24 protein-coding genes and 2 tRNA genes are annotated in these 24,312 nt (G+C 66.7%); 13 read left to right on the forward strand and 13 right to left on the reverse strand.

All coding sequences use genetic code 11. The features are described 5' to 3' along the window. The first annotated feature begins 35 nt into the window (after window positions 1-35). The gene (locus MAE01_RS09880; protein WP_147039384.1) at window positions 36-2,084 is read left to right on the forward strand and encodes a M3 family metallopeptidase; all 2,049 of its coding nucleotides are present in this window, start codon (window positions 36-38) and stop codon (window positions 2,082-2,084) included. 13 nt (window positions 2,085-2,097) lie between these two features. Here the strand turns inward: MAE01_RS09880 and MAE01_RS09885 are convergent, their stop codons facing one another. The 12 genes from MAE01_RS09885 to MAE01_RS09940 all read right to left on the reverse strand — a co-directional run bounded on the left by MAE01_RS09885 (window position 2,098) and on the right by MAE01_RS09940 (window position 13,371). Further along, a complete protein-coding gene (locus tag MAE01_RS09885; RefSeq protein ID WP_147039385.1) occupies window positions 2,098-3,207 on the reverse strand; it encodes an epoxide hydrolase family protein in 1,110 nt (369 codons plus the stop codon). Window positions 3,208-3,534: 327 nt separating this feature from the next. Continuing rightward, complete coding sequence (locus MAE01_RS09890; RefSeq protein WP_147039386.1) at window positions 3,535-4,074, reverse strand: NUDIX hydrolase; 540 nt, start codon at window positions 4,072-4,074, stop codon at window positions 3,535-3,537. Between the two features lie 6 nt (window positions 4,075-4,080). Next, window positions 4,081-5,349 carry an ATP-dependent Clp protease ATP-binding subunit ClpX gene (gene clpX, locus MAE01_RS09895; protein WP_147039387.1) on the reverse strand — a complete coding sequence of 423 codons (1,269 nt, stop codon included), beginning with the start codon at window positions 5,347-5,349 and terminating at the stop codon, window positions 4,081-4,083. Window positions 5,350-5,433: 84 nt separating this feature from the next. Next, window positions 5,434-6,285 carry an aldehyde dehydrogenase family protein gene (locus MAE01_RS09900; RefSeq protein ID WP_147039388.1) on the reverse strand — a complete coding sequence of 284 codons (852 nt, stop codon included), beginning with the start codon at window positions 6,283-6,285 and terminating at the stop codon, window positions 5,434-5,436. Then, on the reverse strand, window positions 6,282-7,724 hold the full coding sequence (locus tag MAE01_RS09905; protein WP_147039389.1) for an aldehyde dehydrogenase family protein: 1,443 nt from the start codon (window positions 7,722-7,724) through the stop codon (window positions 6,282-6,284). The genes MAE01_RS09900 and MAE01_RS09905 overlap by 4 nt, the downstream gene beginning before the upstream one ends. Window positions 7,725-7,736: 12 nt before the next feature. After that, window positions 7,737-8,738, reverse strand: coding sequence for a deoxyribose-phosphate aldolase (gene deoC / locus MAE01_RS09910; protein WP_147039390.1), 1,002 nt, complete (start codon window positions 8,736-8,738; stop codon window positions 7,737-7,739). Further along, entirely contained in the window at window positions 8,735-9,670 is a 936-nt protein-coding gene (locus MAE01_RS09915) for a sugar-binding transcriptional regulator (protein ID WP_147039391.1), read from the reverse strand. Before MAE01_RS09915 ends, deoC begins: the two co-directional genes overlap by 4 nt. 156 nt (window positions 9,671-9,826) lie before the next feature. Next, window positions 9,827-10,468 carry an ATP-dependent Clp protease proteolytic subunit gene (locus tag MAE01_RS09920; RefSeq protein WP_147039392.1) on the reverse strand — a complete coding sequence of 214 codons (642 nt, stop codon included), beginning with the start codon at window positions 10,466-10,468 and terminating at the stop codon, window positions 9,827-9,829. A gap of 21 nt (window positions 10,469-10,489) precedes the next feature. Continuing rightward, window positions 10,490-11,083 carry an ATP-dependent Clp protease proteolytic subunit gene (locus MAE01_RS09925; protein WP_147039393.1) on the reverse strand — a complete coding sequence of 198 codons (594 nt, stop codon included), beginning with the start codon at window positions 11,081-11,083 and terminating at the stop codon, window positions 10,490-10,492. 81 nt (window positions 11,084-11,164) lie between these two features. Further along, window positions 11,165-11,644, reverse strand: coding sequence for a tetratricopeptide repeat protein (locus MAE01_RS09930; RefSeq protein WP_147039394.1), 480 nt, complete (start codon window positions 11,642-11,644; stop codon window positions 11,165-11,167). Window positions 11,645-11,714: 70 nt separating this feature from the next. Further along, window positions 11,715-13,235, reverse strand: coding sequence for a trigger factor (gene tig, locus MAE01_RS09935; RefSeq protein WP_147039395.1), 1,521 nt, complete (start codon window positions 13,233-13,235; stop codon window positions 11,715-11,717). 59 nt (window positions 13,236-13,294) lie between these two features. Further along, window positions 13,295-13,371: transfer RNA gene (locus tag MAE01_RS09940), tRNA-Pro, on the reverse strand. A gap of 124 nt (window positions 13,372-13,495) precedes the next feature. On the opposite strand from MAE01_RS09940, the gene MAE01_RS09945 reads away from it, so the two are divergent. From MAE01_RS09945 to MAE01_RS09990, 10 genes are all read left to right on the forward strand, one after another. Then, window positions 13,496-13,569 (forward strand) — tRNA-Gly (locus MAE01_RS09945). A gap of 116 nt (window positions 13,570-13,685) precedes the next feature. Beyond that, entirely contained in the window at window positions 13,686-15,068 is a 1,383-nt protein-coding gene (locus MAE01_RS09950; RefSeq protein WP_147039396.1) for a tyrosine-type recombinase/integrase, read from the forward strand. A 297-nt stretch (window positions 15,069-15,365) separates the two neighbouring features. Continuing rightward, entirely contained in the window at window positions 15,366-15,581 is a 216-nt protein-coding gene (locus MAE01_RS15985) for a helix-turn-helix domain-containing protein (RefSeq protein WP_186806198.1), read from the forward strand. Then, window positions 15,578-15,799 carry a hypothetical protein gene (locus tag MAE01_RS09960; protein WP_147039398.1) on the forward strand — a complete coding sequence of 74 codons (222 nt, stop codon included), beginning with the start codon at window positions 15,578-15,580 and terminating at the stop codon, window positions 15,797-15,799. Before MAE01_RS15985 ends, MAE01_RS09960 begins: the two co-directional genes overlap by 4 nt. After that, the gene (locus MAE01_RS09965; protein WP_147039399.1) at window positions 15,796-16,308 is read left to right on the forward strand and encodes a hypothetical protein; all 513 of its coding nucleotides are present in this window, start codon (window positions 15,796-15,798) and stop codon (window positions 16,306-16,308) included. Before MAE01_RS09960 ends, MAE01_RS09965 begins: the two co-directional genes overlap by 4 nt. Beyond that, window positions 16,305-17,609: a DNA primase family protein gene (locus MAE01_RS09970; protein ID WP_147039400.1), complete on the forward strand. Its 1,305-nt coding sequence runs from the start codon at window positions 16,305-16,307 to the stop codon at window positions 17,607-17,609. Before MAE01_RS09965 ends, MAE01_RS09970 begins: the two co-directional genes overlap by 4 nt. Window positions 17,610-18,199: 590 nt before the next feature. Further along, complete coding sequence (locus MAE01_RS09975) at window positions 18,200-18,397, forward strand: helix-turn-helix domain-containing protein (RefSeq protein ID WP_222591670.1); 198 nt, start codon at window positions 18,200-18,202, stop codon at window positions 18,395-18,397. Further along, on the forward strand, window positions 18,394-19,167 hold the full coding sequence (locus MAE01_RS09980) for a hypothetical protein (protein ID WP_147039401.1): 774 nt from the start codon (window positions 18,394-18,396) through the stop codon (window positions 19,165-19,167). The genes MAE01_RS09975 and MAE01_RS09980 overlap by 4 nt, the downstream gene beginning before the upstream one ends. 161 nt (window positions 19,168-19,328) lie before the next feature. Continuing rightward, window positions 19,329-20,594, forward strand: a complete 1,266-nt coding sequence (locus MAE01_RS09985) for a hypothetical protein (protein WP_147039402.1) — start codon at window positions 19,329-19,331, stop codon at window positions 20,592-20,594. Then, entirely contained in the window at window positions 20,594-20,866 is a 273-nt protein-coding gene (locus MAE01_RS09990; RefSeq protein ID WP_147039403.1) for a hypothetical protein, read from the forward strand. The genes MAE01_RS09985 and MAE01_RS09990 overlap by 1 nt, the downstream gene beginning before the upstream one ends. Before the next feature lie 51 nt (window positions 20,867-20,917). Here the strand turns inward: MAE01_RS09990 and MAE01_RS09995 are convergent, their stop codons facing one another. Next, complete coding sequence (locus MAE01_RS09995) at window positions 20,918-22,345, reverse strand: tyrosine-type recombinase/integrase (RefSeq protein WP_186806199.1); 1,428 nt, start codon at window positions 22,343-22,345, stop codon at window positions 20,918-20,920. 356 nt (window positions 22,346-22,701) lie between these two features. On the opposite strand from MAE01_RS09995, the gene MAE01_RS10000 reads away from it, so the two are divergent. Continuing rightward, window positions 22,702-22,890, forward strand: coding sequence for a hypothetical protein (locus MAE01_RS10000; protein WP_147039405.1), 189 nt, complete (start codon window positions 22,702-22,704; stop codon window positions 22,888-22,890). 212 nt (window positions 22,891-23,102) lie between these two features. Further along, window positions 23,103-24,311, forward strand: coding sequence for a hypothetical protein (locus tag MAE01_RS10005; RefSeq protein ID WP_147039406.1), 1,209 nt, complete (start codon window positions 23,103-23,105; stop codon window positions 24,309-24,311). The last annotated feature ends 1 nt before the right edge of the window (window position 24,312 follow it).

The raw sequence follows: 24,312 nt of genomic DNA on the forward strand, positions 1-24,312 counted from the left end.
TGCGTGAATCTCGGACCGCGTCGTAGGCTCGTGTGATGACCGATGTCGCGAACCCGCTTCTCACGCCTTCCGTCCTTCCCTATGCGCTTCCCGACTACTCGGCGATCCGCCCCGAGCACTACCTTCCGGCTTTCCGTGCCGCCTTCGACGAGCATCTCGCAGAGATCAGCGCCATCACGCAGGTGCGATCGATGCCGTCCTTCCAGAACACGATGGTGCCGCTCGAGCAGGCGGGCGCCATGCTCGAGCGAGTGGCGCATGCGTTCTACACGGTGAGCTCGGCGGATGCCACGGCCGAGATCCAGGCGATCGACGAGGAGCTCGCTCCCCTGATGGCTGCTCATGAGGATGCGATCCGCCTCGACGCACAGCTCTATTGGCGGGTCAAGACGCTGCACGAGCAGCTCGACGATCTGGAACTCGACTCCGAGAGCCGTTACCTCGTCGAGAGGCACTTCCGTGAGATGACGCACGCGGGAGCCGGCCTCGACGATGCGGCCAAGTCGACGCTGACAGCGCTCAACCAGCAGCTCTCGACGCTCACGACGACGTTCGAGAAGAATCTGCTCGCCGACACGAACGATCTCGCGGTGTTCTTCGAGACGGCTGAGGAGCTCGACGGACTCGCGTCGGGCGAACTGTCCGCAGCCGCCAGGGCCGCAGCCGACCGCGGTCACGAGGGCGGATTCCTCATCACGCTCCCGCTTTTCACGGGGCATCCGTACCTGTCGTCGCTGACGAACCGCGAGAGCCGGCGCCGCATCATGGCGGCATCGCGAATGCGTGCGGCGCGCGGCAATGACAACGACAATCGCGCGGTGCTGACCGAGATCGTCGCCCTGCGCGCCGAGCGCGCCGCTCTCCTGGGCTACTCGTCTCATGCGGCGTACGTGACGGCGGACGAGACGGCTGGCAGTCCGGATGCCGTGTCCGATCTGCTGCACCGGCTCGCTCCTGCCGCGGCATCCAACGCCCGCGAGGAGCAGGCAGAGCTGCAGGGGATCATCGATGAGACGGAGGGGCAGCCGTTCGCCCTCGAGGCGCACGACTGGGCGTTCTACACCGAGAAGGTGCGCGCGGCGAAGTACGACATCGACACGGCGGCGCTGCGTCCGTGGTTCGAGGCCGAACGCGTCCTGCAGGACGGCGTCTTCCACGCCGCGACGCAGCTGTACGGCGTGACATTCAGCGAGCGCAACGACCTCGTCGCGTACCACCCCGGCGCTCGGGTATTCGAGGTCTTCAACCCCGGCGGGTCGCCACTCGGGCTCTACGTGCTCGACCTCTACACTCGCGACACGAAGCGCGGCGGAGCGTGGATGAACCCGATCGTGAGCCAGTCCGCCCTGCGTGGCACGGCACCGGTCGTGGTCAACAACCTCAACGTCGCGCAGCCCGGAGAAGGCCAGCCGACCCTATTGACGTTGGACGAGGTCACCACGCTGTTCCACGAGTTCGGGCACGCCCTGCACGGACTGTTCGCGACGGTGAACTACCCGCACTTCGCCGGGACGAACGTGTTCCGCGACTTCGTGGAGTTCCCGAGCCAGGTCAACGAGATGTGGATCCTGTGGCCCGAGGTGCTAGACAACTACGCGCGGCACTACGAGACCGGCGAGCCGCTGGACGCCGCGATCGTCGAGCGGCTGCGCGCGACGGAGACGTTCAACCAGGGTCACGACACGAGCGAGTATCTGGCCGCCGCGTGGCTGGATCAGGCGTGGCACCGGCTGGGCACGCAGGACGCCGTGACCGACGTCGCCGCATTCGAAGCAGAGGCTCTCGGCGAGATCGGGCTCGACAACCCCGCTGTGCCGACCCGGTACTCGTCGACGTACTTCGCGCACGTCTTCTCCGGCGGCTACAGCGCCGGGTACTACTCCTACATCTGGAGCGAGGTGCTCGACGCCGACACCGTGGAGTGGTTCCGTGAGAACGGCGGGCTCACCCGTGAGAACGGCGACCGTTTCCGCGCACGCCTGCTGGGTGTCGGCGGATCGAAGGATCCGCTGGGAGCGTATCGCGACTTCCGCGGTCGCGACGCCGAGATCGCGCCGCTGCTCAAGCGCCGCGGGCTGGGATGAGTTCCGGCGGCCCTCAGCTGTGCAACAGCCCCAGTTCCGTCGCGAATGCCCGCAGGCGGTCAGCCATCGCCTGCGGAACCTCGGCGGCCGTGAAGTGGCCGCCCTCCGGCATCCGCTCGAACGAGCGAAGGTCGCGGTAGTAGCTGCGCGCGACCGATTCGGGGTAGTCGTGCTCGTGACGCTGGATCGCGACGGCAGCCGGCACCTCGACGGGCGGAATCGTCTCTTGCTCTCCCCCGTCGAAGTACGGCCGGAAAGAGGTCGCGATGCTCTGCGACGTCCAGTAGATCATCGCCTCGGTGAGGATGCGCTCGCGCGAGATTCGACGCTCCAACAGGTGCGGCTCCGAGGTGGGCGTGTCGCTCCATTCGACCAGCTTCTCGCCGATCCACGCGAGGAGGCCGGCGGGTGAATCGTTCAGGGCAGCGGCGAGAGTGTCGGGCCGCGTGCCCTGAACGTGGCCATACGCACCGTCGGGTCCGCCGGAGGCGGCAAGCCGGTCGAAGAACGCTCGCGCGGCCGGGTCGTCGAGCTGTGCGCGTTCTTCGTCGGTGCCGAAGTGCGCGTGGGTCGCGAGGATCCCCTGCACGGCATCCGGGTAGGTGGCGGCGATCAGGTCGCTGACGTTGGCCGACACGTCCTCTCCGTAGGTGAGGAAGCGCTGGTAGCCGAGCGTCTCGGTCATCAGCTCGTGCATGGTGTCGGCCATGACGGTCTCGGTCATGGTGCCGTCGTACGGTGCGGAGAAGCCGAATCCGGGCAGACTCGGAACCACCACGTGGAAATCGGGCAGCAGCCGAGCGAGATCGAGCTGCAGCGCGAACGTGTGCGGCCAGCCGTGCATGATCAGCAGCGCAGGAGCTTCGGCGCGCGCGGATCGCAGATGGACGAAATGGATGCCGGTCCCCCGCACATCGGCGATGAACTGCGGATGCTGGTTCAGCCACGCTTCGCGCGCCCGCCAGTCGAGATCGCGCCACGACCTGATCAGCGCGCCCAGGTACGCCGAGCTCATGCCTGTCTCTGGGCGGCGAGGTGAATCGGGCAGCAGCCTGGTGCGGCTCAGCCGCTCCCGAAGGTCGTCGAGCACATCGTCGGGCACGGAGATCTGAAACGGTCGCATGCCGCGAAGGTACTTCGCACCTCGGACATCCGGATCGAGCAGGTCGCGTCCCGGGGTTGAAATGACGCGAATCACGGCTTCGACTCGCTGTCGCTCGCTCAGCCCGTTTCGTCTTCGGCGCTACGCGCCTTCGCTCAACGCCCCGCGCCAGCAGGCTCGTCCAGGACCGCCGAGATCGCCCCGCTGCTCAAGCGCCGCGGGCTGGGATGAGCTGCGGGCACAACTTCGGATGCGCGGTGCGACTCGCCGCGGAGTCGACGCTGTAGGCGGCGTGTCGTCGGCGTGATCCGAAGTTGTGCCCGGTTGGGAGCCACATCGGAGACTGACTCAGAGGTGAGCCAGAGCCTTGTACCAGGTGAGCTGGTGATAGCTCTGCTGCAGCCGGTCGCCGAGTCCCTCGAGCGGCAGCACCCGCACGGCGATCATCTCGCCGGCATCCAGTGACTGCTCCGCCACGCGAACGCAATCGAGCGCGAGGAAATGGTGCACGCGGTTGGTGTGATTCCCGAAGTTCGCCCAGGTGGCACCGAGATCGACGAGTTCGCGCGGCTCGTAGCCGGTTTCCTCGCGAAGCTCTCTGACCGCGGCATCCCGTGGTGACTCGTCAGCATCCGCGCCCCCGCCGATCGTCCCGAGCGCCACGACGCCGGCCCCGTGCCGGTACTCCTCCACGACGACCGCGTCACCGTCGGTGTTCAGCGCGAGAACCGAGACCCACTCGGCCGGCTCGAGCACGTAGTACGGCGCAATGGTGCGACCGGCGGCGTCCACGCAGGTGTCGGCGCGCAACCTGATCCACCGGTCGGCGACGACCGTATCGGTGTCGATGACCTTCCAGGGCACAGGACGCACCTGCTCCTCGGTCATGAGACCTCAGGCGCTCTTGCGCTTGCGCTCCATGACGACGGTGGGCGGGGCGCCCTCTTCGACCGACGCGCGAGTGACGACGACCTTCTTGACGTCCTCCGCGGACGGGATCTCGAACATGATCGGACCGAGCACGTCCTCGAGGATCGCACGCAGGCCGCGGGCACCGGTCTTGCGCTCGACCGCGAGGTCGGCGATCGATCGCAGCGCGTCCTCTTCGAAGTCGAGCTCCACACCGTCGAGTTCGAACATGCGCTGGTACTGCTTGACCAGTGCATTTCGGGGACCGGTGAGAATATCGATCAGCGCATCCTGGTCGAGCGGAGTGACGGAGGCGACGACCGGAAGACGCCCGATGAACTCCGGGATCAGGCCGAACTTGTGCAGGTCCTCGGGGAGCACCTCGCTGAACAGGTCGAGGTCCTTGCTCTTGTCGTGCAGCGGCGCACCGAAGCCGACGCCGTGCTTGCCCACCCGCGAGGAGACGATGTCTTCCAGCCCGGCGAAAGCGCCGGCGACGATGAACAGCACGTTCGTCGTGTCGATCTGCAGGAACTCCTGGTGCGGGTGCTTGCGTCCGCCCTGCGGGGGCACGGCTGCAACGGTTCCCTCGATGATCTTGAGCAGCGCCTGCTGCACGCCCTCGCCGGAGACGTCGCGGGTGATCGACGGGTTCTCAGACTTTCGCGCGATCTTGTCGATCTCGTCGATGTAGATGATGCCCTGTTCGGCGCGCTTGACGTCGTAGTCGGCAGCCTGGATCAGCTTGAGGAGGATGTTCTCGACATCCTCACCGACATAGCCGGCTTCGGTGAGCGCCGTGGCGTCCGCCACCGCGAAGGGCACGTTGAGGCGCTTGGCGAGGGTCTGCGCGAGGTACGTCTTGCCGCAACCCGTCGGACCGATCATCAGGATGTTGCTCTTGGCGATCTCGACCTCGTCGGCCTTCTGCTCGGCCAGCTGCAGCGTGCCGTGCGCGCGCACGCGCTTGTAGTGGTTGTAGACCGCCACCGACAGCGAGCGCTTGGCCTGCTCCTGGCCGACCACGTACTCCTCGAGGAACGAGTAGATCTCACGAGGCTTGGGCAGCTCGAAGTCGGCGACGCCCTCGGCGGACGACTCCGCCATGCGCTCTTCGATGATCTCGTTGCACAGCTCGACGCACTCGTCGCAGATGTACACACCGGGGCCAGCGATGAGCTGTTGCACCTGCTTCTGACTCTTTCCGCAGAACGAGCACTTGAACAGGTCAGCGCTTTCACCGATTCGGGCCATGCGCATCCTCCTTGGAGAGCCTGAGAGACATCTTCGAGCCTAACCTCTCCCTCGGACACTCAGCCGCATTGGCCGCGGTTGTGATCAGATCATGCTCTTCGGGTGCCACACCGTCTTCGTCTCGGTGAACGCGGCGATCCGCTCCGGCGACGCCGTCACCGCTCCCGGCGCCAGCACGCGCTTGAGCGTGTCGGCCGCTGCGATCTGCAGATCGACCCATTCCAGCGAACCGGCTCCGGCCAGATCCAGCGCGTTCACGTCGGCGTGCGAGGCGAGCCAGGGCGCGATCTCCGCCGGCGAACCGGTCAGCACGTTGACCACTCCCCCCGGCACGTCGCTCGTCGCGAGCACCTCAGCGAGGCTGATCGCCGACAGCGGGTACTTCTCGCTCGCGACCACGACGACCGTGTTGCCCGCCACCAGGGCGGGAGCCACGACGGAGACGAGGCCGAGCAGGGTCGAGTCCTGCGGCGCGACGATTGCCACGACTCCCGTCGGCTCCGGCACGGAGATGTTGAAGTAGGGTCCGGCGACCGGGTTGGCGTTGCCCGCGACCTGCGCGTACTTGTCGCACCAGCCCGCGTACCAGACCCACAGGTCGATGGCTTCGTCGACCTGTGCGGCTGCGGCGCCTGCCGAGACGCCCTCCTGGGCGGTGATCTCGTCGATGAACTGCGCGCGACGCCCCTCGAGCACCTCGGCGACCCGGTACAGCACCTGCCCGCGGTTGTACGCCGTGGCACCGGACCAGCCCTTCACCGCCGCGCGGGCGGCGACGACGGCATCCCGAGCGTCCTTGCGGGAGCCCTTGGCGGCGTTCGCGAGGAACGCCCCCTTGGCGGAGAGCACCTCGTAGGTGCGGCCGGACTCGCTGCGCGGGAACGCCCCGCCGATCGCGAGCTTGTACGTCTTGGGCACTGTCAGTCGCTTGCTCATGCTGCGGCTCCCTTGAGGTATGCGGTGAGACCGTGGCGGCCGCCTTCGCGGCCGTATCCGGATTCCTTGTAGCCGCCGAACGGGCTGGCCGGGTCGAAGCGGTTGAACGTGTTCGCCCACACCACACCGGCGCGCAGCCGGTCGGCGACGGCGAGGATGCGCGAGCCCTTGTCGGTCCAGATGCCAGCCGACAGCCCGTACGGGGTGTTGTTCGCCTTGGCGATCGCCTCAGCGGGCGTGCGGAAGGTCAGCACCGACAGCACGGGGCCGAACACCTCGTCCCGGGCGATCCGGTGGGATGCCTCGACGCCGGTGAAGATCGTCGGAGCGAACCAGAAGCCCTTCTCGGGAATCGCGCAGTCGGCAGTCCAGCGCTCGGCGCCCTCGGCCTCACCGATGTCGCTGAGCTCGCGAATGCGGGCGAGCTGCGCGGCGGAGTTGATCGCGCCGATGTCGGTGTTCTTATCGAGCGGGTCGCCCAGACGCAGCGTCGACAGGCGCGTCTTCAGACGGTCCAGGACCTCGTCGTGGATCGACTCCTGCACGAGCAGGCGGCTGCCGGCGCAGCACACGTGGCCCTGGTTGAAGAAGATGCCGTTCACGATGCCCTCGACGGCCTGGTCGATCGGCGCGTCGTCGAACACGATGTTGGCGGCCTTGCCGCCGAGCTCGAGGGTGACCTTCTTGTCAGTGCCGGCGACGGCCTTGGCGATGTCGCGGCCGACGCCGGTCGAACCCGTGAAGGCGACCTTGTCGACCTCGGGGTGACGCACGAGCGTCGCACCGGTGGAGCCTGCGCCGGTGACGATGTTCACGACACCGGCGGGCAGGTCGGCCTGCTGCAGGATCTCCGCGAAGATCAGCGCCGTCAGCGGCGTGGTCTCGGCGGGCTTGAGCACCACCGTGTTGCCGGCGGCGAGGGCGGGGGCGATCTTCCAGGCCAGCATCAGCAGCGGGAAGTTCCACGGGATGATCTGTCCGGCGACACCGTGCGCGCGGGGGTTCGCGCCGAGTCCGGCGTAGTCGAGCTTGTCTGCCCAGCCGGCGTAGTAGAAGAACCAGGATGCGACGAGGGGTACGTCCACGTCGCGGCTCTCCTTGATCGGCTTGCCGTTGTCGAGGCTCTCGGCGACGGCGAGCTCGCGGGCCCGCTCCTGAACGAGGCGGGCGATGCGGAACAGGTACTTGCCGCGGTCGCGGCCGCTCATCTTCGACCACACCTTGTCGTAGGCGCGACGCGCGGCCGTGACGGCGCGGTCGATGTCCTCGTCCGAGGCACCGGCGATCTCGGCGATGTGCGACTCGTCTGCGGGCGAGATGGTCGTGAAGCTCTTTCCGCTGCCGTCGACGAACTCGCCGTCGATGAACAGGCCGTAGCTGTCACGCAGGTTCAGGATCGCCTTGGATTCGGGCGCCGGGGCATATTCCAGGAATGACATGTTTCTGTTCCCTCAGTCGATCGTGACGTAGTCGGGGCCGGAGTAGTGGCCGGTCGTGAGCTTCTGACGCTGGAGGAGGACGTCGTTGAGCAGGCTCGAGGCACCGAAGCGGAACAGGTGCGGCTGCAGCCACTCCTCTCCCGCGGTCTCTGCCACGGTGACGACGTACTTTATGGCGTCCTTCGAGGTGCGGATGCCGCCGGCCGGCTTCACGCCGATCTTCTCGCCGGTGCCGCGGTACCAATCGCGCACGGTCTCGAGCATGAGGAGCGTCGTCGGCAGCGTGGCGGCGGGCTGGACCTTGCCGGTGGAGGTCTTGATGAAGTCGCCGCCGGCGAGGATGCCGAGCCATGAGGCCCGCTTGATGTTGTCGTAGGTGTTCAGCTCGCCGGTCTCGAGGATCACCTTGAGCGAGGCGTAGGTGCCGTCTTCGCGGCGGCAGGCCTCCTTCACGGCGGCGATCTGGTCGAAGACGAGTCCGTAGCGGCCGGAGAGGAACGCGCCGCGGTCGATCACCATGTCGATCTCGTCGGCGCCGGCTGCGACCGCCTCTGCGGTGTCCGCGAGCTTGATGGCGAGCGACGAGCGTCCGCTCGGGAAGGCGGTCGCGACCGCCGCGACCGAGATCTTCCCGTCGTCTGGGTCGCCGTGCAGTGCGCCGAGCGCCTCGACCGCGTGACCGACCATGTCGCCGTAGACGCAGACAGCTGCGACCAGCGGGGTGGAGGGGTCTGCCGCATCCGGCGTCTTGGCCTTCGCGACGAGCGACCGGACCTTGCCGGGGGTGTCGGCGCCCTCGAGGGTGGTGAGATCGATCAGCGAGATGATCTTGTCGATCGCCCACGCCTTCGAGGTGGTCTTGATCGAGCGTGTTCCGAGGCCGGCCGCGCGCTGCTCGAGGCCGGTCGCGTCGACGCCGGGCAGGCCGTGCAGGAACCGGCGAAGCGTCGCATCGTCGGGCTCACCGCCCAGTACGTCCACCGCGGTGCGGCGGGTCAGTTCTGTCGTCGTCATCGTTCCTCCAACAATGCTCGGGCTGTGGTCTCGTCGGTCACCAGAACGCTGCACAGGCCGCTGGTCACGACTGTACGCGCGATGTCATGTTTGGCGCTTCCCGCGGTGACGAAGATCGCCTGCTTCGCGGTGCGCAGACGGTCAAGGCTCACGCCGACCGTTCGTGCGTCGAGCTGCGGATCGACGACGTTGCCGTCCGCGTCGATGTAGCGGCCCAGCACATCGCCGACCGCGCCGCGCCGGGCGAGCTCCTCGACGTCGGCGGGCTTCAGATAGCCGTTCTCGACATGCGCCGAGGATGCGTCGGCTGGGCCGGCGGAGAAGAGGTAGGTCTGCGCATCGGCGGCCTGCTCGAGGATGCCGGCGACGGTGCGATCGGATTCGATCGCCTGCTTCGTCTCGACACGTTCGAGGATCGCCGGGCTCGGCAGCAGCGTCGCCTGGCCGCCTGCGCGCTGGGCGATGGTCATGGCGAGGCTCGCGGCTCCCCCGGAGCGCCGGTTGAGGCTGACGCCGCCGTTGAGCTGCACGACGGCAACTCCGGTGGCCCACCCCTCCGGCAGCGCGTCGGCGACCGCAGTGAGGGTGCGCCCCCAGCTGACGGCGAGAGTGCGCGGCACGGGACGGAGAGCCGCGAGGTGGTCGGCAGCGGCCTGCGCGACGCGTTCGAGCTCGGCGCCCTCGTCTTCGGGCGCCGGTACCACCACGGCATCCCCGAGACCGAAACGCTCGGCGAGCTCGCGCTCCAGGCCCAGGCGACGGGCACGCGGGTGCACGATCTCGATGCGCACGATGCCCTTCTCGCGTGCCTGTGTGAGGAGCCGGCCAACCTTCCAGCGGGAGATCTTCAGGAGGGCGCCGATCTCGTCCTGCGTCTTGGTCTCGTCGTAGTACAGCTCGGCGACTCGCACGGTGAGCAGATCTTCATCCACGGCATCCCCCTTTCGTCTGTCTCCAGCGTAGGCGTGAGCACGCACGCGCGCATCCGCGTGCTCACATGAGCAGAAGGGGCGAGCGCCGTGCACATCTGCGAGGAGACGACGAAGGGCGGCAGTCGCAGTGACTGCCGCCCTTCCCGATCAACAGGGTCAGGAACGCTTGCGCGTGGTGAGCACCTGGTCGACGATGCCGTACTCGAGCGCCTCGGCGGCCGAGAGGATCTTGTCGCGGTCGATGTCCTTGTTGACCTTCTCCACCGGCTGACCGGTGTGCTTGGCCATGGTCTCCTCGAGCCACGTGCGCATGCGCAGGATCTCAGCGGCCTGGATCTCGATGTCGGACGCCTGTCCGTGACCTGCCTCACCCATGGCCGGCTGGTGCATGAGCACGCGAGCGTTGGGCAGCGCGAGACGCTTGCCCGGCGCGCCGGCGGCGAGCAGGACGGATGCCGCGGATGCCGCCTGCCCGAGCACGACGGTCTGGATCTGCGGCGCGACGTACTGCATCGTGTCGTAGATCGCGGTCATGGCGGTGAAGGAGCCACCGGGCGAGTTGATGTACATCGTGATGTCGCGCTCGGCATCCTGGCTCTCCAGAACCAGCAGCTGCGCCATCACGTCATCGGCCGACGCGTCGTCGACCTGCACGCCGAGGAAGATCACGCGGTCTTCGAACAGCTTGTTGTACGGGTCCTGGCGCTTGAAGCCGTAGGCGGTGCGCTCTTCGAACTGCGGGAGGACGTAGCGGCTGGAGGGCATGTTGCCGGCAGCGCGGAAGGTGGGTGTGTACATGAGAGTGCTCTCGCTTTCCGCTTACTTGGTGTCCTGGTCGGTTCCGCCGCCGCCGATGACGTCGGTGGCCGACTCCCGGATGTGGTCGACGAAGCCGTACTCGAGCGCCTCTTCGGCTGTGAACCAGCGGTCGCGGTCACCGTCGGCGTCGATCTGCTCGACCGACTTGCCGGTCTGTGCGGCCGTGATCTCGGCCAGGCGACGCTTCATCGACAGGATCAGCTGCGCCTGCGTCTGGATGTCGCTGGAAGTACCACCGAAGCCACCGTGCGGCTGGTGCAGCAGCACGCGCGCGTTCGGGGTGATGTAGCGCTTGCCCTTCGTGCCGGCCGTCAGCAGGAGCTGGCCCATGGACGCGGCCATGCCGATGCCGACGGTGACGATGTCGTTCGGCACGAACTGCATCGTGTCGTAGATCGCCATCCCCGCGGTGATCGAACCACCGGGCGAGTTGACGTAAAGATAGATGTCCTTCTCCGAGTCCTCTGCGGCGAGAAGAAGGATCTTCGCGCAGATCTCGTTGGCGTTCTCGTCACGCACCTCCGAGCCCAGCCAGATGATGCGGTCCTTCAGCAGCCTGTCGAAGACGCTGGTCGCGACAAGGGGTTCAGCCATTTCAAGCTCCTGTTTCCGTGTTCGGTGATTCGAATCTACCGGCGACGACGCAGCCCTCAGGTCGTGTTCGCCGTCGGCATATCAGCGCGTCGTGCGCAACTCGCGGGCGTACGCCGTGACCGAGCGCCGGTACTGACTCAGGTGCGGAGCCAGCGTCTCCAGAGCGATGGATGCCGCGCCCACGCTGTCACCGGCCGACACGAGCGCCAGCGCATAGAACGCCGCTGCCTCATCGCTGAGGGCTCCCCCGCGCTCGCGCTTCTCCTTCAGCATCCGGAGGCTCTCGTCGATGCGGCCGAGGGTGCGCAGCGTGCTGGCGAGCTGGATCGTCGCCTGCTCGCGGCGCGACTCATCGAGTCCCGCCGCCAGCGCACGGCGGTAGAAAGATACTGCAGCCATCTCCGCGCCGGCGGAGTCCCGCGCACCTGCCCGTTCGAACAGCGCCACCGGGTCCTCTGCGGTGCGTTCGAGCGCCAGTGCGTCGATCGCCCTGACTCTGTCGTCGTCCGAGAGCGTGTCGTCATCCCAGACGGCGTCGACGCGATCCTGCCAGTCGTCCATCGTTCTCCTCGTAATACGCGAGAGGACGGATGCCGTGGGCATCCGTCCTCTCGTCAGAATCGCTGTGCGATCACTCGGCCTTCTCGGCGGCCTTCTTCGCGGCGGCGCGGGTGGCCGGCTTCTTCTCGGCGGGCTTGTCGGCCTCGTCCTTCTTGGCCTCGTCCTTCTTGGCCGGAGCCTTCTTCGCGGCGGGCTTCTCGTCAGCGGCGTCGTCGGCCTTCTTGGCCGCAGGCTTCTTGGCCGGAGCCTTCTTGGCAGCAGGCTTCTTCGCAGCCTTCTCCTCGGCCGGAGCCTCAGCAGCCTCGTCCTCATCGTCGACGGCGACGAGGCTCGAGAGGTCTACGGACTTGCCGTTCGAGTCGACGACGTTGACCTTGCCGAGCGCGATCGCGAGGGCCTTGTTGCGGGCGACCTCACCGACGAGCGCGGGGAGCTGGTTCGACGACTGCAGCGCCTCGACGAACTCCTGCGGCGCCATGCCGTACTGCGCTGCGGACTGGATCAGGTACTGGCTGAGCTCCTCCTGCGAGACCTGCACGTCGGACTGCTCGGCGATCGTGTCGAGCAGGACCTGGGTGCGGAACTGCTTCTCGCTGGCCTCGGTGACCTCGGCGCGGTGCTCGTCGTCCTCGAGACGATTCTCGGACTCGAGGTGGTTGTGCACCTCGTCCTCGATGAGCTGCGGCGGGACGGGGATCTCGATCTTCTCGAGAAGCGCCTCGATCAGCTGGTCACGGGCCGCGGAGCCCTGAGCGAAGACGCCCTGCTCGTTCACGCGCTCGGCGAGGCTGTCGCGCAGCTCGGCGATGGTGTCGAACTCGCTGGCGATCTGCGCGAAGTCGTCGTCGGCCTCGGGAAGCTCGCGCTCCTTGACCGACTTGATGCTGACGGAGACCTCGGCCTCTTCACCGGCGTGGTCGCCGCCGACGAGCTTGGAGCGGAACGTGGTGTCCTCACCCGCGGTCAGCGACTCGACGGCGTCGTCGATGCCCTCGAGCAGCTCGCCGGAGCCGACCTCGTAGGAGACCCCCTCGGCGCGGTCGATCTCGGCACCGTCGATGGCCGCGACGAGGTCGAGCTCGACGAAGTCGCCCTTGGCGGCGGGACGGTCGACGGGGATCAGCGTGCCGAAGCGTGCGCGCAGGTTGTCGAGCTCGGCGTCGAGCGCCGCCTCGTCAGCCTCGAGGGCGTCGACGGTCAGCGTGATGTCGGAGAGCTCGGGCACCTCGATCTCGGGGCGCACATCGACCTCGACCTCGACGATCAGGTCGCCGGAGAAGTCCTTCTCGTTCGGCCACTGGGTGATGTCGGCCGACGGACGACCGACGATGCGCAGGCTGTGCTCGCCGGCCGCCTCGCGGAAGAACTTGTCGAGGCCCTCGTTGACGGCGTGCTCGATGACGGCGCCGCGCCCGATGCGCTGGTCGATGATGGGCGCGGGGACCTTGCCCTTGCGGAAGCCGGGGATCTGCACGTCCTGCGCGATGTGCTCGTACGCGTGCGCGATGGAGGGCTTGAGGTCGTCCGGGGTGACCGTGATGGTGAGCTTGGCCCGGGTCGGGGTCAGCTTCTCAACGGTGCTGTTCGCCATGCTGGTGTGTTCTCCTTTGGATTTCCGCGCGACAGGCGCGGCCTGAGGTCGAGGGGCCGTGGTCGGGGCGACAGGATTTGAACCTGCGACTTCCCGCTCCCAAAGCGGGCGCTCTACCAAGCTGAGCTACGCCCCGGTTGAACCCGCGCGCGGGAACGGCCTCGTCGAGTCTAACGGACGGGAGCACGCTCAACGTCCGCTATGATCGTTGAGTCCGGTATTCAGATGCCGGGACGGTCCCTGAGCTTGTCGAAGGGTCCGGGGCTGTAGCTTAGTGGTAAAGCCTCTGTCTTCCAAACAGATGATGCGAGTTCGATTCTCGTCAGCCCCTCCACTGGAAAACACCTGATCAGGTGGGTTTTCTGATCCGGCTCCGGTGGTCGTCTGGGAGTGAGTTCAGACCCTCTCGTGTACTCGCGTGTACTCACGCGCTGACCGAGAGAGGCTCCCATGGCCGCTACCGCATCACCGTCCCCGCGCAAGCGCTCCGCCACCCGCCGAGCCCCTGGCCAATGGGGCACGATTCAGCAGCTCCCGAGCGGCCGCTGGCGTGCGTTCTACCGGCACGAGGGGCGCCGCATCTCGGCACCGGCGACCTTCGCCACGAAGGACGCCGCCTCGTCATGGCTGGCCGGCGAGCATGCCGACCGGACGCGGGGCACCTGGCGCGACCCTGATGCCGGTCGCATCATGCTCGCCGAGTACGCCGCGACCTGGCTCGCCGCGCGCCCGGATCTCGCGCCGCGCACGTTCGCGCACTACAGCGCCACCATCGACCGGTGGCTCGTCCCCCGCATCGGCGCCGCCGGCGGATCGCGCGGCGTCGAGCTCGGCACGATGGATGTCGCCGACCTGTCCCCCGCTGTCGTCCGCACTTGGTACGCGGCCGTCTATCAGGCGGCGCGCGAGCACGCCACCACGCGCGGCACCCGCCCCGGCTCGCGACCGACCCAGCCCGCACGCGTCTGGGCGCGTGCACAGGGTATCGATGTGCCCAAGACCGGCCGGCTGAGCCCGAAGCTCATGGATGCATGGCGCGCGGCTGGCTCGCCGATGCCGACGACGGCGCGAACCGCACCGGAGAACGCCGGCCACGCCGCCGCCGCGAACGCGTACCGGGTGCTGCGCGGCATCCTCTCCACCGCCGTCACGGACGGGCTCTTGCAGACCAACCCCTGCCAGATCAAGAGTGCCGGCACCTCACGCACCCGCGAGCGCGGCACCGCGACCCCGGCCGAAGTCCAGCAGCTCGCCGCCCACATGCCCCGCCGCCTCGCCGCCGCCGTCACCCTCGCCGCCTGGTCAGGCCTGCGCTACGGCGAGCTGTTCGCCCTCGCACGCCGCCACATCGACCTCACCGACGGCGCCGTGCGCGTCGAGCGCGCCCTGATCCAGATCCCCGGCGAGTCGATCACCTTCGGCCCAACCAAGACCGCCAAGAGCCGCCGCACGGTCCACCTGCCGCGCACCGTGCTCGCCGACCTCGAGCAGCACCTGGCCGAGTTCGTACCCGACGATCCCGACGCACTGCTGTTCACGCTCGAGACCGGCGCGCCGGTGTCCAGCACCCGTCTGAGCCAGGTATTCGGCAAGGCGCGCAAGATCATCGATCGCACCGACCTCACCTGGCACGACCTCCGCCACACCGGCGCGACCCTCGCCTATCGCATCGGCGCGAGCGTGCCCGACGTGCAGAAGCGCCTCGGCCATACGACGATGCGCGCTGCGCAGATCTACGCGCACGCCGCCGACGACTCCGACCGCCTCATCGCCGAGCGCCTCGATGCGCTCATGTCAGTACCGGGCGACGTGCCGCGACTACGCGCCGTGTGACACGCACGACAGTAGAAGTCGAGTTGTCCCATGTATTCGCTATAGTGACGGGTAGCCCGGTATCAGGCCCCGCCGGGGGTCATACCAATGTCTCGGCGCTCGCGTCGAGGGTCCGTGCTCCTGGGTTCAGAGGGGTATACCGGGGTCAGCTTCGCTGGGGTGTCCCGTGAGAACCGGGGTCGGGTGAAGCGAGTCAGACAACGGGTCTGGCGTAATGGTGATCCTCCACGGAATAGAGGGAACTGTATCGGCGCGTTCGCGCGTCGGTCCAGTGGAGCTATTCCTTGGAGAAAGACCATGGGTACACCTGTCAACCCCGATCTGCGCACGCTGAGCCTTCGCGAAGCCATGGAGGCCACAGGCCTCGCCGAGCGCACACTGCGCCACCTCGTCAGCACGCGCCGCATTCCGTACATCAAGGTCGGACGCTACCTGAGGTTCCGTCCCGCCGACCTGCAGACCTGGCTGGACGAGAACACTCGCCCGGTGCTCGCCTCGCAGGTGAACCGTTGAGCACCATTGCGCTGCCGGTAGGTGCGCCGCTGTGCGCGCGGCAGCTCGCGCTATTCATGCAAGCGATGCCGGATGCCGAGCGCTCGCTGTCGCCGACCTCGCGCGAGTTTCGCGCCGCACTCGGGCGCCTCGTCTCAGCGACTCCACTGGCCGTCATGCTGTCCCGCTCCGAGATCCGCACCGCAACTGCCTATCTGCGCAAGGCAGGTGTGCTGTGAAGGTCACGAGCGTCGAGCACACGCTGAGTTGGCTCAAGCAGCATCTGCCGGCCGTCACTGCGCAGGCGCGGGATGAGTACGTGCTCGGAGACCCGACGATTCTGCGGGCATCACTCGCGTATCGCGGCGTGGCCGTTCCCGACCGTGCATCGCTCATCGACGCGCTCGGCGCGCTGTTCGAGTGGGAGGACGGCGGGTATGACGGATTCACCGTGTTCGCGTCTGCCGTTCAGCTTCCGGCGTCGATTGTGCGGCTGATCCGCCCCGCCGAGGGTAATCCTGGCCGGTTCGTCGTTCTCGCCGACTGTCCCTATGCGGACGAGCACGTGAGCCGATACCGCGGGCACGAGAAGCACGGCTACGGGCTCCCTGCGTATCCCGTGCCGAGCAGCGCCCGCGGTGTGATTGGCGTCAGACACGCTCAGTGCGATGACGGGTCACTATCTCGCGTTGAGTTGATCGTGCCGCACACCTGGGAACCGTACTCGTGGGAAGACCCGACATCGTGACCGCTCAATTCATCAACCCGGATACCGGCAAGCTCAGTGCCGTCGACGTTGCGAGCTGGATCGCGCCCGATCTCGGGCGCGCGATCGACGGCACCTACCACGAGTACGACACCGATGCCGGCATCTACCGGCCACGCGAAGGGCTGATCAAGGCGCGCGTAGCCGCGGCTCTCGGCGACCGATACTCGGCCACGGTGCTCGGCCAGGTAGAAGCCCACCTTCTGAACGTGACTATCCCCGAAGTCGGGCCACCTGTCATCCCTGGGGAAGGCTACCTGGATCACATCGTGCTGATGAACGGCGTGTACTACTGGAAGGCGCACGAATTCGGCGGGCACGATCCGAGGCTGGGCGCTCTGAATCGCCTCCAGTTCCGGTACGACGCCACGGCGACGTGTCCTGTCTTTCGTGACTGGCTCAGGGTGACGTTCGAGGACAACGCTCAGGTGATCCGGCACGTGTGGGAGGTGCTCGGCTACCTGCTCATGACCGGCAACCCCGAACAGATCGCGTTCCTGTTCTACGGCGAGGGCGGCAACGGCAAGGGAACGCTCATGCGCGTGCTCGAGAACATGATCGGTGCCGACAACATGGCCGCGCTCACGCTGCATCAGATCGCAGAAGGCAAGTTCGAGCTCGCAACCCTCTACGGCAAGATGATCAACCTGGCCGGCGACGTATCCAGTCGGTACATCGAGAACCCCGAGGTGTTCAAGACCATCACTGGCGACGACTATGTGACGACATCGCACAAGTTCGGCGCGCCGTTCAAGTTCAAGTCCTACGCGGTGCCGGTGTTCTCCGTGAACAACTACTTCCGTACCTCGGACAGCTCCGAAGGCTGGCGGCGGCGCTGGCTCGCGTTGGACTTCAATGTGCCATTGCGCGGCAAGTTCGCGGGCTTCAATGAGCAGGACCTGTACGCCGAGGCGCCGGGGATCTTCAACGAGGCCATGATCGCGCTGCGGCGGCTCATGGAGCGCACGACTCGGCCGCGCTTCGATCCGCCTGCCGCCGTCCAAGAGGCCACACGGAAGATGCTCGACGAGGCAGACCCATTCATGATGTGGTTCAACTCTGATGGCGTGCTGCACGACGTCGAGCAGTCCGACGTCCGCGACACGGTGTATCAGCACTACGTGAAGTGGTCGCGGCGTAACGGCTACCAGGCGATGTCATCGGGTCCGTTCGGAGGACGGCTGAAGCAAGTGGGCGTCACCTCAGCGGGGCGCCGCATCGGCGGCAAGATGTCGCGCGTATACACCGGGATCGGCGTCATGATCGAGCCGCACGACGCGTAGCGCTGGGTGCTTCACTACGTGCTTCACGGTGGGCGGCGGGTGCTTCACGGGGCGCCCTGGCCCCTCGCGCTCCCCGTCGAGCCGACACGATAAGGGGTCTGAGCGTCGAACACTTGTCCGGTGAAGCACGTAGTGAAGCACCCGTGAAGCACCCTCGGGGGGGCGGGTGAAGCACGTTGGATGCCTTGCAATCACTGGAGTGAAGCAGGTGAAGCACCCTCTTTACTACTCCTTACCCATAGAAAAAGTGGAGAGAGAAATAGGGGCACAAGGTGCTTCACCTGCTTCACCTGGGCGGGATCGACGGCGCAGCTCGACCACGGCGAACGGCGCTCGACCCGTCGAGGCGGTCTTTTTTTGCGGATCGGCACTACCCCCGCCTTCGGCTCCAAGAGCAAAATCCCCCCCTGAACTGAGTCCCAGACTTCGCGATACTCAGTTTCAATTTCACTCGGTGTCATGTGGCGCGCTGGCCGATGTCCACGCCACTTGCTACCGTGAGCGAAACACGTGAGTGAGTTCAGACCCTCTCGAAGCATCGCCCGCCGAACAGATTCGGCGCTGGCCACTTCATTGAGAGGACACTCCCCGTGTCGAAGACCATTCAAGAGCCGCTGCTCTACGACGTCGCCAGCGCTGCGCGCGCGGCCGGCGTCTCATCCCGCACAATCCGCCGGTTGATCGCAGACGGCGAGCTGCCGACAGTTCGCGTGGGACTCCTCGTCCGCATCCGCCTCGCCGACCTCCAGTCGTACATCGACGCTCACCGGTCGGAGGTGAACGCGTGATGTTCGGACTGACAAGCAAGAAGGAGCCCGACGCCATTGCGCCGCGCTCGAGCGAATCCGCCGCGCCTGAAATGTGGATCCCGAGGAGGCTCAACGACACTGTGGCGGCTCGAGCGACGGAAGTCGCCGCGCACCTCTCGCCACTCACCGATCGGGACTGGAGCGAGTACCTCAATGAGTCCGTGGCCGACCGCGGCGGAGCGCGTTCGTTCTCGAACGGGTCACGCATCGAGCAGCATCTGACACGGTTCGTCGCTGACACTCAGAACGCCGGGAAGGTGCCGCCGCGCCATGTCCCGGTTGATGTTTCTGCCGTCCTCGGTGGCACCCCGACTGATCTTCGGCAAGAGGAATCGCGCACCCGTGAGGCTCGCGAGCATGCCGCCGAGTTCCGAGCGCAGGTGGCGGCGCTGTCTGCCGCCATTCTGGGCGATGCGGGGCGCTCGTGGGACGCCTACGTAACTCTGCGGCTCATAGCCGATGCCGAAGCGTCACAGCAGGCCGAGAAGGACGCCGCCCGCCGCGAGCAGACACGACTGGCACTCATGCAGTGCCCGGTGTGCGGATCGGAGGACCCTGCGAACGGCGCGGTCAACTCACGCGCGTGGCCGGGCGTGAGCGACTGGCGGCGTCCGAAGGTGCGCAGTTGCGAGGCGTGCTACGAAGCGCACCGCCTTCAGCACTTCACCGAGCGTGCCGCCGAGCTGCTCGACGGCCGCACGCGCGCCGATCGCGTGCGCGCTGCCGCATCGGGAGGTGATCCGCGATGACCAGCAAGCGGTTCGAGATCGACATGGGGCTGAACGCGTCCGGTGTCGTCAAGGGCGCCGGCGACGGCAAGAAGGCCCTCGCCGATCTGGAGGACGCGGTAGGCGATATCGCCGACGAGTCCGCCCGCTCTGGCAGCAAGGTCGACTCGTTCGCCGACAAGGTGGCCAAGGCCGCCCGCGAGGCGGGCAAGTCAGACGACGAGATCAAGGATGCGCTCCGCGCGTACGGCGTGAACGCGAAAGACGCCGAGCGTGCGATCGGCGATATCGGTGACGAGTTCCGCGAGACCGGCCGCGACGGCAGGCGTGCCGGGGACGACCTCGAAGACTCCCTCCGCGACGTGCAACGCCAGTCCGAACGTACCGAGAAGTCTGTCGACGACATCGGCGACAAGGGATTTCGGAAGCTCGGTGACACCTCGAGAGAGGTCGGCGACGAGCTCAAGCAGAATCTCGGCGAGACGTTCTCGTCGTTCCGAGGTGATCTCGAAGACCTCCCTCAGATCGCACAGGACACGCTCGCCGGCCTTGCCGGGTCGGGTGCGCTCGGCGGCATCGGCGGCCTCGCCGCGACGGCGGCTGGAGCTGCTGGCCTGGGCCTGGTCATCGGCGCTATGGACACCATCAACGAGCGTGCCGAAGCGCTCGAGGCGCGGGCCAGTGACATGGCCTCGGCGTTCATCGAAGCCGGTTCCACCGTGCTCGACGCGACCACCATCGCTGCCGCTGCCTCTGACGTGATCACCGACCCTGAGAAACGCAAAGAGGTTCAGGCGTACGCCGACGCGCTCGGCGTCGACTTCCCTACCGCTGTGCGTGCCTATGTGGGCGATGCGAATGCACTGGCCGTCGTTGACGGCGTGGTTTCGGATGCGCGCCGGGAGAATCTGTCGCTTGCGGAAGAGCAGCGCGAAGCCCTCAAGGCCCTCACTCCCGAGCAGCAAAAGATGCTCGAGGCGAACCAGAGCGCTATCACCGCTGGACGGGAGCTGAATGGCGTCGTCGATGAAGCGAACCGCAAGTATCAGGACCAGCAGGGCGTGCTGCTCGGGCTGCTCTCCGACGCGGGCACTGTTGGTGAGGAGATTGATGAGCTGGGGAATCGGCTTCTCACGCTCCCGGACGGCGCCCAGATCCTCATCTCGGCGGAGACTGGGCAGGCATCGGCTGACGTGTCAGCGTTCGAGGGCGATGTCGATGGTGTGATTGCGCGCATCGAGGGTGACAAGATCGTGCTCTCCGCGACCGCGGCGCAGGCGATCGCGACAGCGAAGAGCGCCGCCGAGACCATCGGCGGTATCAAGCCCCGGATGACCGTGGGCGTGGGCGTCGACACATCCCAGTTCGACCGTGAGGTTCGTCGGATCTCGAACACACAGATTCGCGTCGGGGCGCGGATCGTCACGAGTGGGCAGGACTGGGACTGATGATCGATTCGCAGAAGCGCATCGGTTCGGCGCTGCTCGACTTCGTGTCGGTCAGCAATCCGCCGGCCCCAAGTCAGCAGCTCGCCGCTGACCAGTTCATCCAGGAAGCGCTCGCCCCGCTCGGCGTCGAAGCTGGAACGGACGTCACGGACATCCTCATGGGCGTTGCCGTCGTCGTCGAGGCCGCGATTGCCCTGGCGTCGTCGGCGCTAGAGTGCGATCGCGACGAGGTGCTCTTCGAACTGCGAGGGCTCGTGGACCGCGCCGCATGATGTGAGGTTGAGAGGCGCCTATCCTGGATCGGGTGGGCGCCTCTCGTCTGCTCAGCGACCAGTGGACATCATGTCGACAAGTCGGCGCTTCGCATCGTCGTTGACGAGGACGTACCGCTGTGTCGTCGCCGGGGACGAGTGACCGAGTAGCTGCTGAACAGTGAATACGTCGCGGTCGATGTTGTAGGCCTTGCTGGCGAACCTGTGCCTCAAGGAGTGCATGGTCACACCATCAGGCAGCAGGCGCGATATCCGCTTGCCAAGCCAGATCGTACCCACGTGACCGTTGTGGTCTCCAGGAAACACATACCCCTCGTGCGCGCGCAGCAGGTTCGCGAGGTGGTCGGGGATAGGCAACACGCGTTGTTTGGACCCCTTGCCGTGCACGAGCAGCGTCCAGCCGTCATCGGCGCGGGTGATGTCGCGAGCATGTACTTGTGCCACCTCCGCGCACCTCATGCCGAGTTCACCCGCAAGGCGCAGCGCGAGTCGGTCACTGTGGCTTCCATGCCGCAACGCGCGTTCGTATTCGTCGTCATGCGCGGGCCTAGGCTGCGGCTTGCTCATGCGCACTGTCGGCAGTCGCTCGGTCGGGTCGACGTCAATGCGGCCAGTGTCGATCGCCCAACGGTAGAACAAACGCAACGCCGACCTGTACGCACGGCGGGTCTCGCTCATCCAACGCTGGCCTGCCATCCAGTCGATGAGGTCGTCGATGGTGACGTCCCATGGGTCCAACGATGCGTGATCGCGGGCGAACGCCCGTATTTGCGTGAGGCGTAGGCGTACCGTCGTTTCCGGGTATCCAGCGCTGCGCAACCACGATCGCCACGGACGCAGTTGCGCGTCCCACGGTTCCGGTACGTCGGGTGTCGTTGCACGCCTGCTCGCCTCGGCCGTTGGATCTACGTCGATCCGCCCACATTGGTGCGCCCACCGGTAGAACGCACGGAGGCTGTCGCGCAGCTTCGCCCGCGTTGTCCCGGCGCCAGGTATCGACGCGATCCACGCTGCGTAGTCGGCTGCGGTGACCTTCCACGGCTCCAGTCCGGTTTCACGAGCGAACCGGCGAATGTGACCGACCCGGCTGAGAGTGGTCGCCGGCGCGATTCTCGCTCCGCTCTGCGCCTTGTCGAACTGCGACAGCGCATCACTCCACCGATCATCGGGCGCGTACTGGCTGATGACGCCAGCGACGACAGGGTTTGCGTCGATGTGTCCGGCCGCGATTGCCCAACGATAGAAGCGGCGTGCTGCCTGCCTGTACTTCCGCATGGCATCAGGGCTGGCGTCGAGCCCTTCCATCCACGCCTCGATGTCTGCCGGGGTGACGTCCCAGGGATCGCCGCCGAGGTCCTCGGCCAGGCGGCGCAGGCGTGTGATTCTCGCCCGATGGGCCGCACCCTCGCCGGGGTTGTCGACCGCGAATGCCTCGAGCGCGGTGCGCCAAGCCGGGGCAAGCGTGCTGGCGCGCTTCATCGCGTGCCGCCTTCGATAGCGCTCGCACATATGCGAAGCACGTCGGCGAGCTCCTGCCGTGTCCCGGCTTGGGCAACCTCTTCGACGCGCGAGAAGAGGTGCCAACGCACAGGCCCAGACGCGATCTGGCTGCGGCACAGGGTGAGTCCCGGCATCACCACGACTCCGGGGCCGTCGCTATGCACCCAGTCCCCGGGTTCATCGCCAGCGCCCCCATGGTCCAAGATTGATCCACTGCACCACTCCACAGGGCAGGAGATCGACCGGTGCAGATCAGGGATTGGTAGTTGAGTGGTCATGTAACTGATGGTTACATCATTGCGCGCGCGATGCAACTCACAGTTACACTCATGTCCATGAGTCTCGACGATCTCGCCCGCGCCCATGCTGAACTCAGCCAGCGAGTGAACTCCCTATATGCCGACCGCGCAGCACTGATCCTCGACGCGCGCGCCGAGGGACACACCTGGCAGCAGATCGCCGACGTGCTCGGCATGACACCTCACGGCGCGATCAAGGCTTCCAAGATGACAACCGCCGATTGAGTTGGTGCCGGATGTTTCGTGTACTCGCGTGTACTCCGGCAGTGTAAATAGGCGTAAACAGGTGTCAACAACTGCTACTCTGATTTCGCGTCTGACCCGGAAAAACCCCGGAACGACGCAAGTTCAGAACGAGGGATCTGGGTCACTTCCAAACAGATGATGCGAGTTCGATTCTCGTCAGCCCCTCCATCTCCCTTTCATGAGGAGGACACGTGGCAGCGTCACCGGTTCCTCCGTCAGGCGGTCATCAGATCGAATCGGCTTTCGGCGCCGCCGCAGAGCCCGCCCCGGCATCCGAACGCAAGCCCCGTCGCCGACGCACCGGCCTGATTCTGACGGCGCTCGGCATCCTCGTGATCGGCGCCGCCTGCGCCGGCACTCACTGGGCCGCGAACGTCGGCTACGACGACGCTCTGCTCGCGTTCGAGGATGCCGCGGACGACGCGAAGGCGAGCCAGGACGAGCTCGAGCGCACGTTGCTCGCGCTGACCGATACGACCGATGTCGCCACGACCGTCGCCGAGACCGACAGCGGGAACCTCATGGACGCCGCTTCCAAGGAGACCTTCACCGCTGCTCTATCGGAGGCGACGGACGCGCAGGACGAGGCTGCGGCGCTCATCGACGAGAAGCTGCCTGAGCCGACGGACAAGCCCGCCTGGGCGTGGGAGCTGTTCGGCGCCACCGCCGAGCTGAACACCGATCGCGACGAGCTCACCGAAGATCACGGCGACTTCGACGACACGCGTTCGACTGTCGCGACGGCATCCGATGCCGTGAACACGACGGGCACGGCCGCAGTCCTCTCGGCCGCGGAGGCCGCGGGTGCCTTCGAGTCAGCGCACGTGTCTGCCCGCAACACAGACATCATCGCGCTACGACGGGCCGCGGAGCGACTCAGCGGAGCGGCGGCCCTGGACGCGACGTCCGCGGAGGCCTACGCCGAGCTCGAGTCGGCTGCAGCGCAGATGCTGTCCTCAGAACAGGCCGAACTCGCCGAGAAGCAGGGACCGCTGCATGACGCGCGGGTCGAGATCGAAGCCTTCGCCCGCGATCTGGCCCCCGGCGTACTGCTCGACTTCGACTGGTCGCCGCTTGTGAACGGGTACGGCGAGGCCGACAGCATGGGCGGCTACGCGACGTGGTGGTACGGCGAACCCGGGTACGCGAACCTCGAGCTGTCGGACTCGGTCGCCCGGTACTGGCCCGGCGATCGAAGCAGAGCGCTGGTCGCGCACGAGGTCGGGCACGCGATCAGCGTGAAGTGCAAGGGCATGTACGACGACAGCGACCAGGGAACGATCGAGGCCTGGGCGACGGCATGGGCGATCGGCATGGGCTTCCATGACGACGCCAACGGCACGTCGGCCTACGGCACTCCCCCGCAGTCACTCATCGACGCCGCGGCTGCGTGCCGGTGAG

Source organism: Microbacterium aerolatum, assembly GCF_007988825.1.
Classification (GTDB): domain Bacteria; phylum Actinomycetota; class Actinomycetes; order Actinomycetales; family Microbacteriaceae; genus Microbacterium; species Microbacterium aerolatum.

Excerpts from the sequence above, each read along its gene's own strand:
- MAE01_RS15985 (WP_186806198.1), top strand. The coding sequence starts at position 15,366 with ATGGGTACACCTGTCAACCCCGATCTGCGCACGCTGAGCCTTCGCGAA.
- MAE01_RS09950 (WP_147039396.1), top strand. The coding sequence starts at position 13,686 with ATGGCCGCTACCGCATCACCGTCCCCGCGCAAGCGCTCCGCCACCCGC.
- MAE01_RS09990 (WP_147039403.1), top strand. The coding sequence starts at position 20,594 with ATGATCGATTCGCAGAAGCGCATCGGTTCGGCGCTGCTCGACTTCGTG.
- tig (WP_147039395.1), bottom strand. The coding sequence starts at position 13,235 with ATGGCGAACAGCACCGTTGAGAAGCTGACCCCGACCCGGGCCAAGCTC.
- MAE01_RS09885 (WP_147039385.1), bottom strand. The coding sequence starts at position 3,207 with ATGCGACCGTTTCAGATCTCCGTGCCCGACGATGTGCTCGACGACCTT.
- MAE01_RS09900 (WP_147039388.1), bottom strand. The coding sequence starts at position 6,285 with ATGAGCAAGCGACTGACAGTGCCCAAGACGTACAAGCTCGCGATCGGC.
- MAE01_RS09905 (WP_147039389.1), bottom strand. The coding sequence starts at position 7,724 with ATGTCATTCCTGGAATATGCCCCGGCGCCCGAATCCAAGGCGATCCTG.
- MAE01_RS09995 (WP_186806199.1), bottom strand. The coding sequence starts at position 22,345 with ATGAAGCGCGCCAGCACGCTTGCCCCGGCTTGGCGCACCGCGCTCGAG.
- deoC (WP_147039390.1), bottom strand. The coding sequence starts at position 8,738 with ATGACGACGACAGAACTGACCCGCCGCACCGCGGTGGACGTACTGGGC.
- MAE01_RS09880 (WP_147039384.1), top strand. The coding sequence starts at position 36 with ATGACCGATGTCGCGAACCCGCTTCTCACGCCTTCCGTCCTTCCCTAT.
- MAE01_RS09920 (WP_147039392.1), bottom strand. The coding sequence starts at position 10,468 with ATGTACACACCCACCTTCCGCGCTGCCGGCAACATGCCCTCCAGCCGC.
- clpX (WP_147039387.1), bottom strand. The coding sequence starts at position 5,349 with ATGGCCCGAATCGGTGAAAGCGCTGACCTGTTCAAGTGCTCGTTCTGC.
- MAE01_RS09925 (WP_147039393.1), bottom strand. The coding sequence starts at position 11,083 with ATGGCTGAACCCCTTGTCGCGACCAGCGTCTTCGACAGGCTGCTGAAG.
- MAE01_RS09930 (WP_147039394.1), bottom strand. The coding sequence starts at position 11,644 with ATGGACGACTGGCAGGATCGCGTCGACGCCGTCTGGGATGACGACACG.
- MAE01_RS10000 (WP_147039405.1), top strand. The coding sequence starts at position 22,702 with ATGAGTCTCGACGATCTCGCCCGCGCCCATGCTGAACTCAGCCAGCGA.
- MAE01_RS09890 (WP_147039386.1), bottom strand. The coding sequence starts at position 4,074 with ATGACCGAGGAGCAGGTGCGTCCTGTGCCCTGGAAGGTCATCGACACC.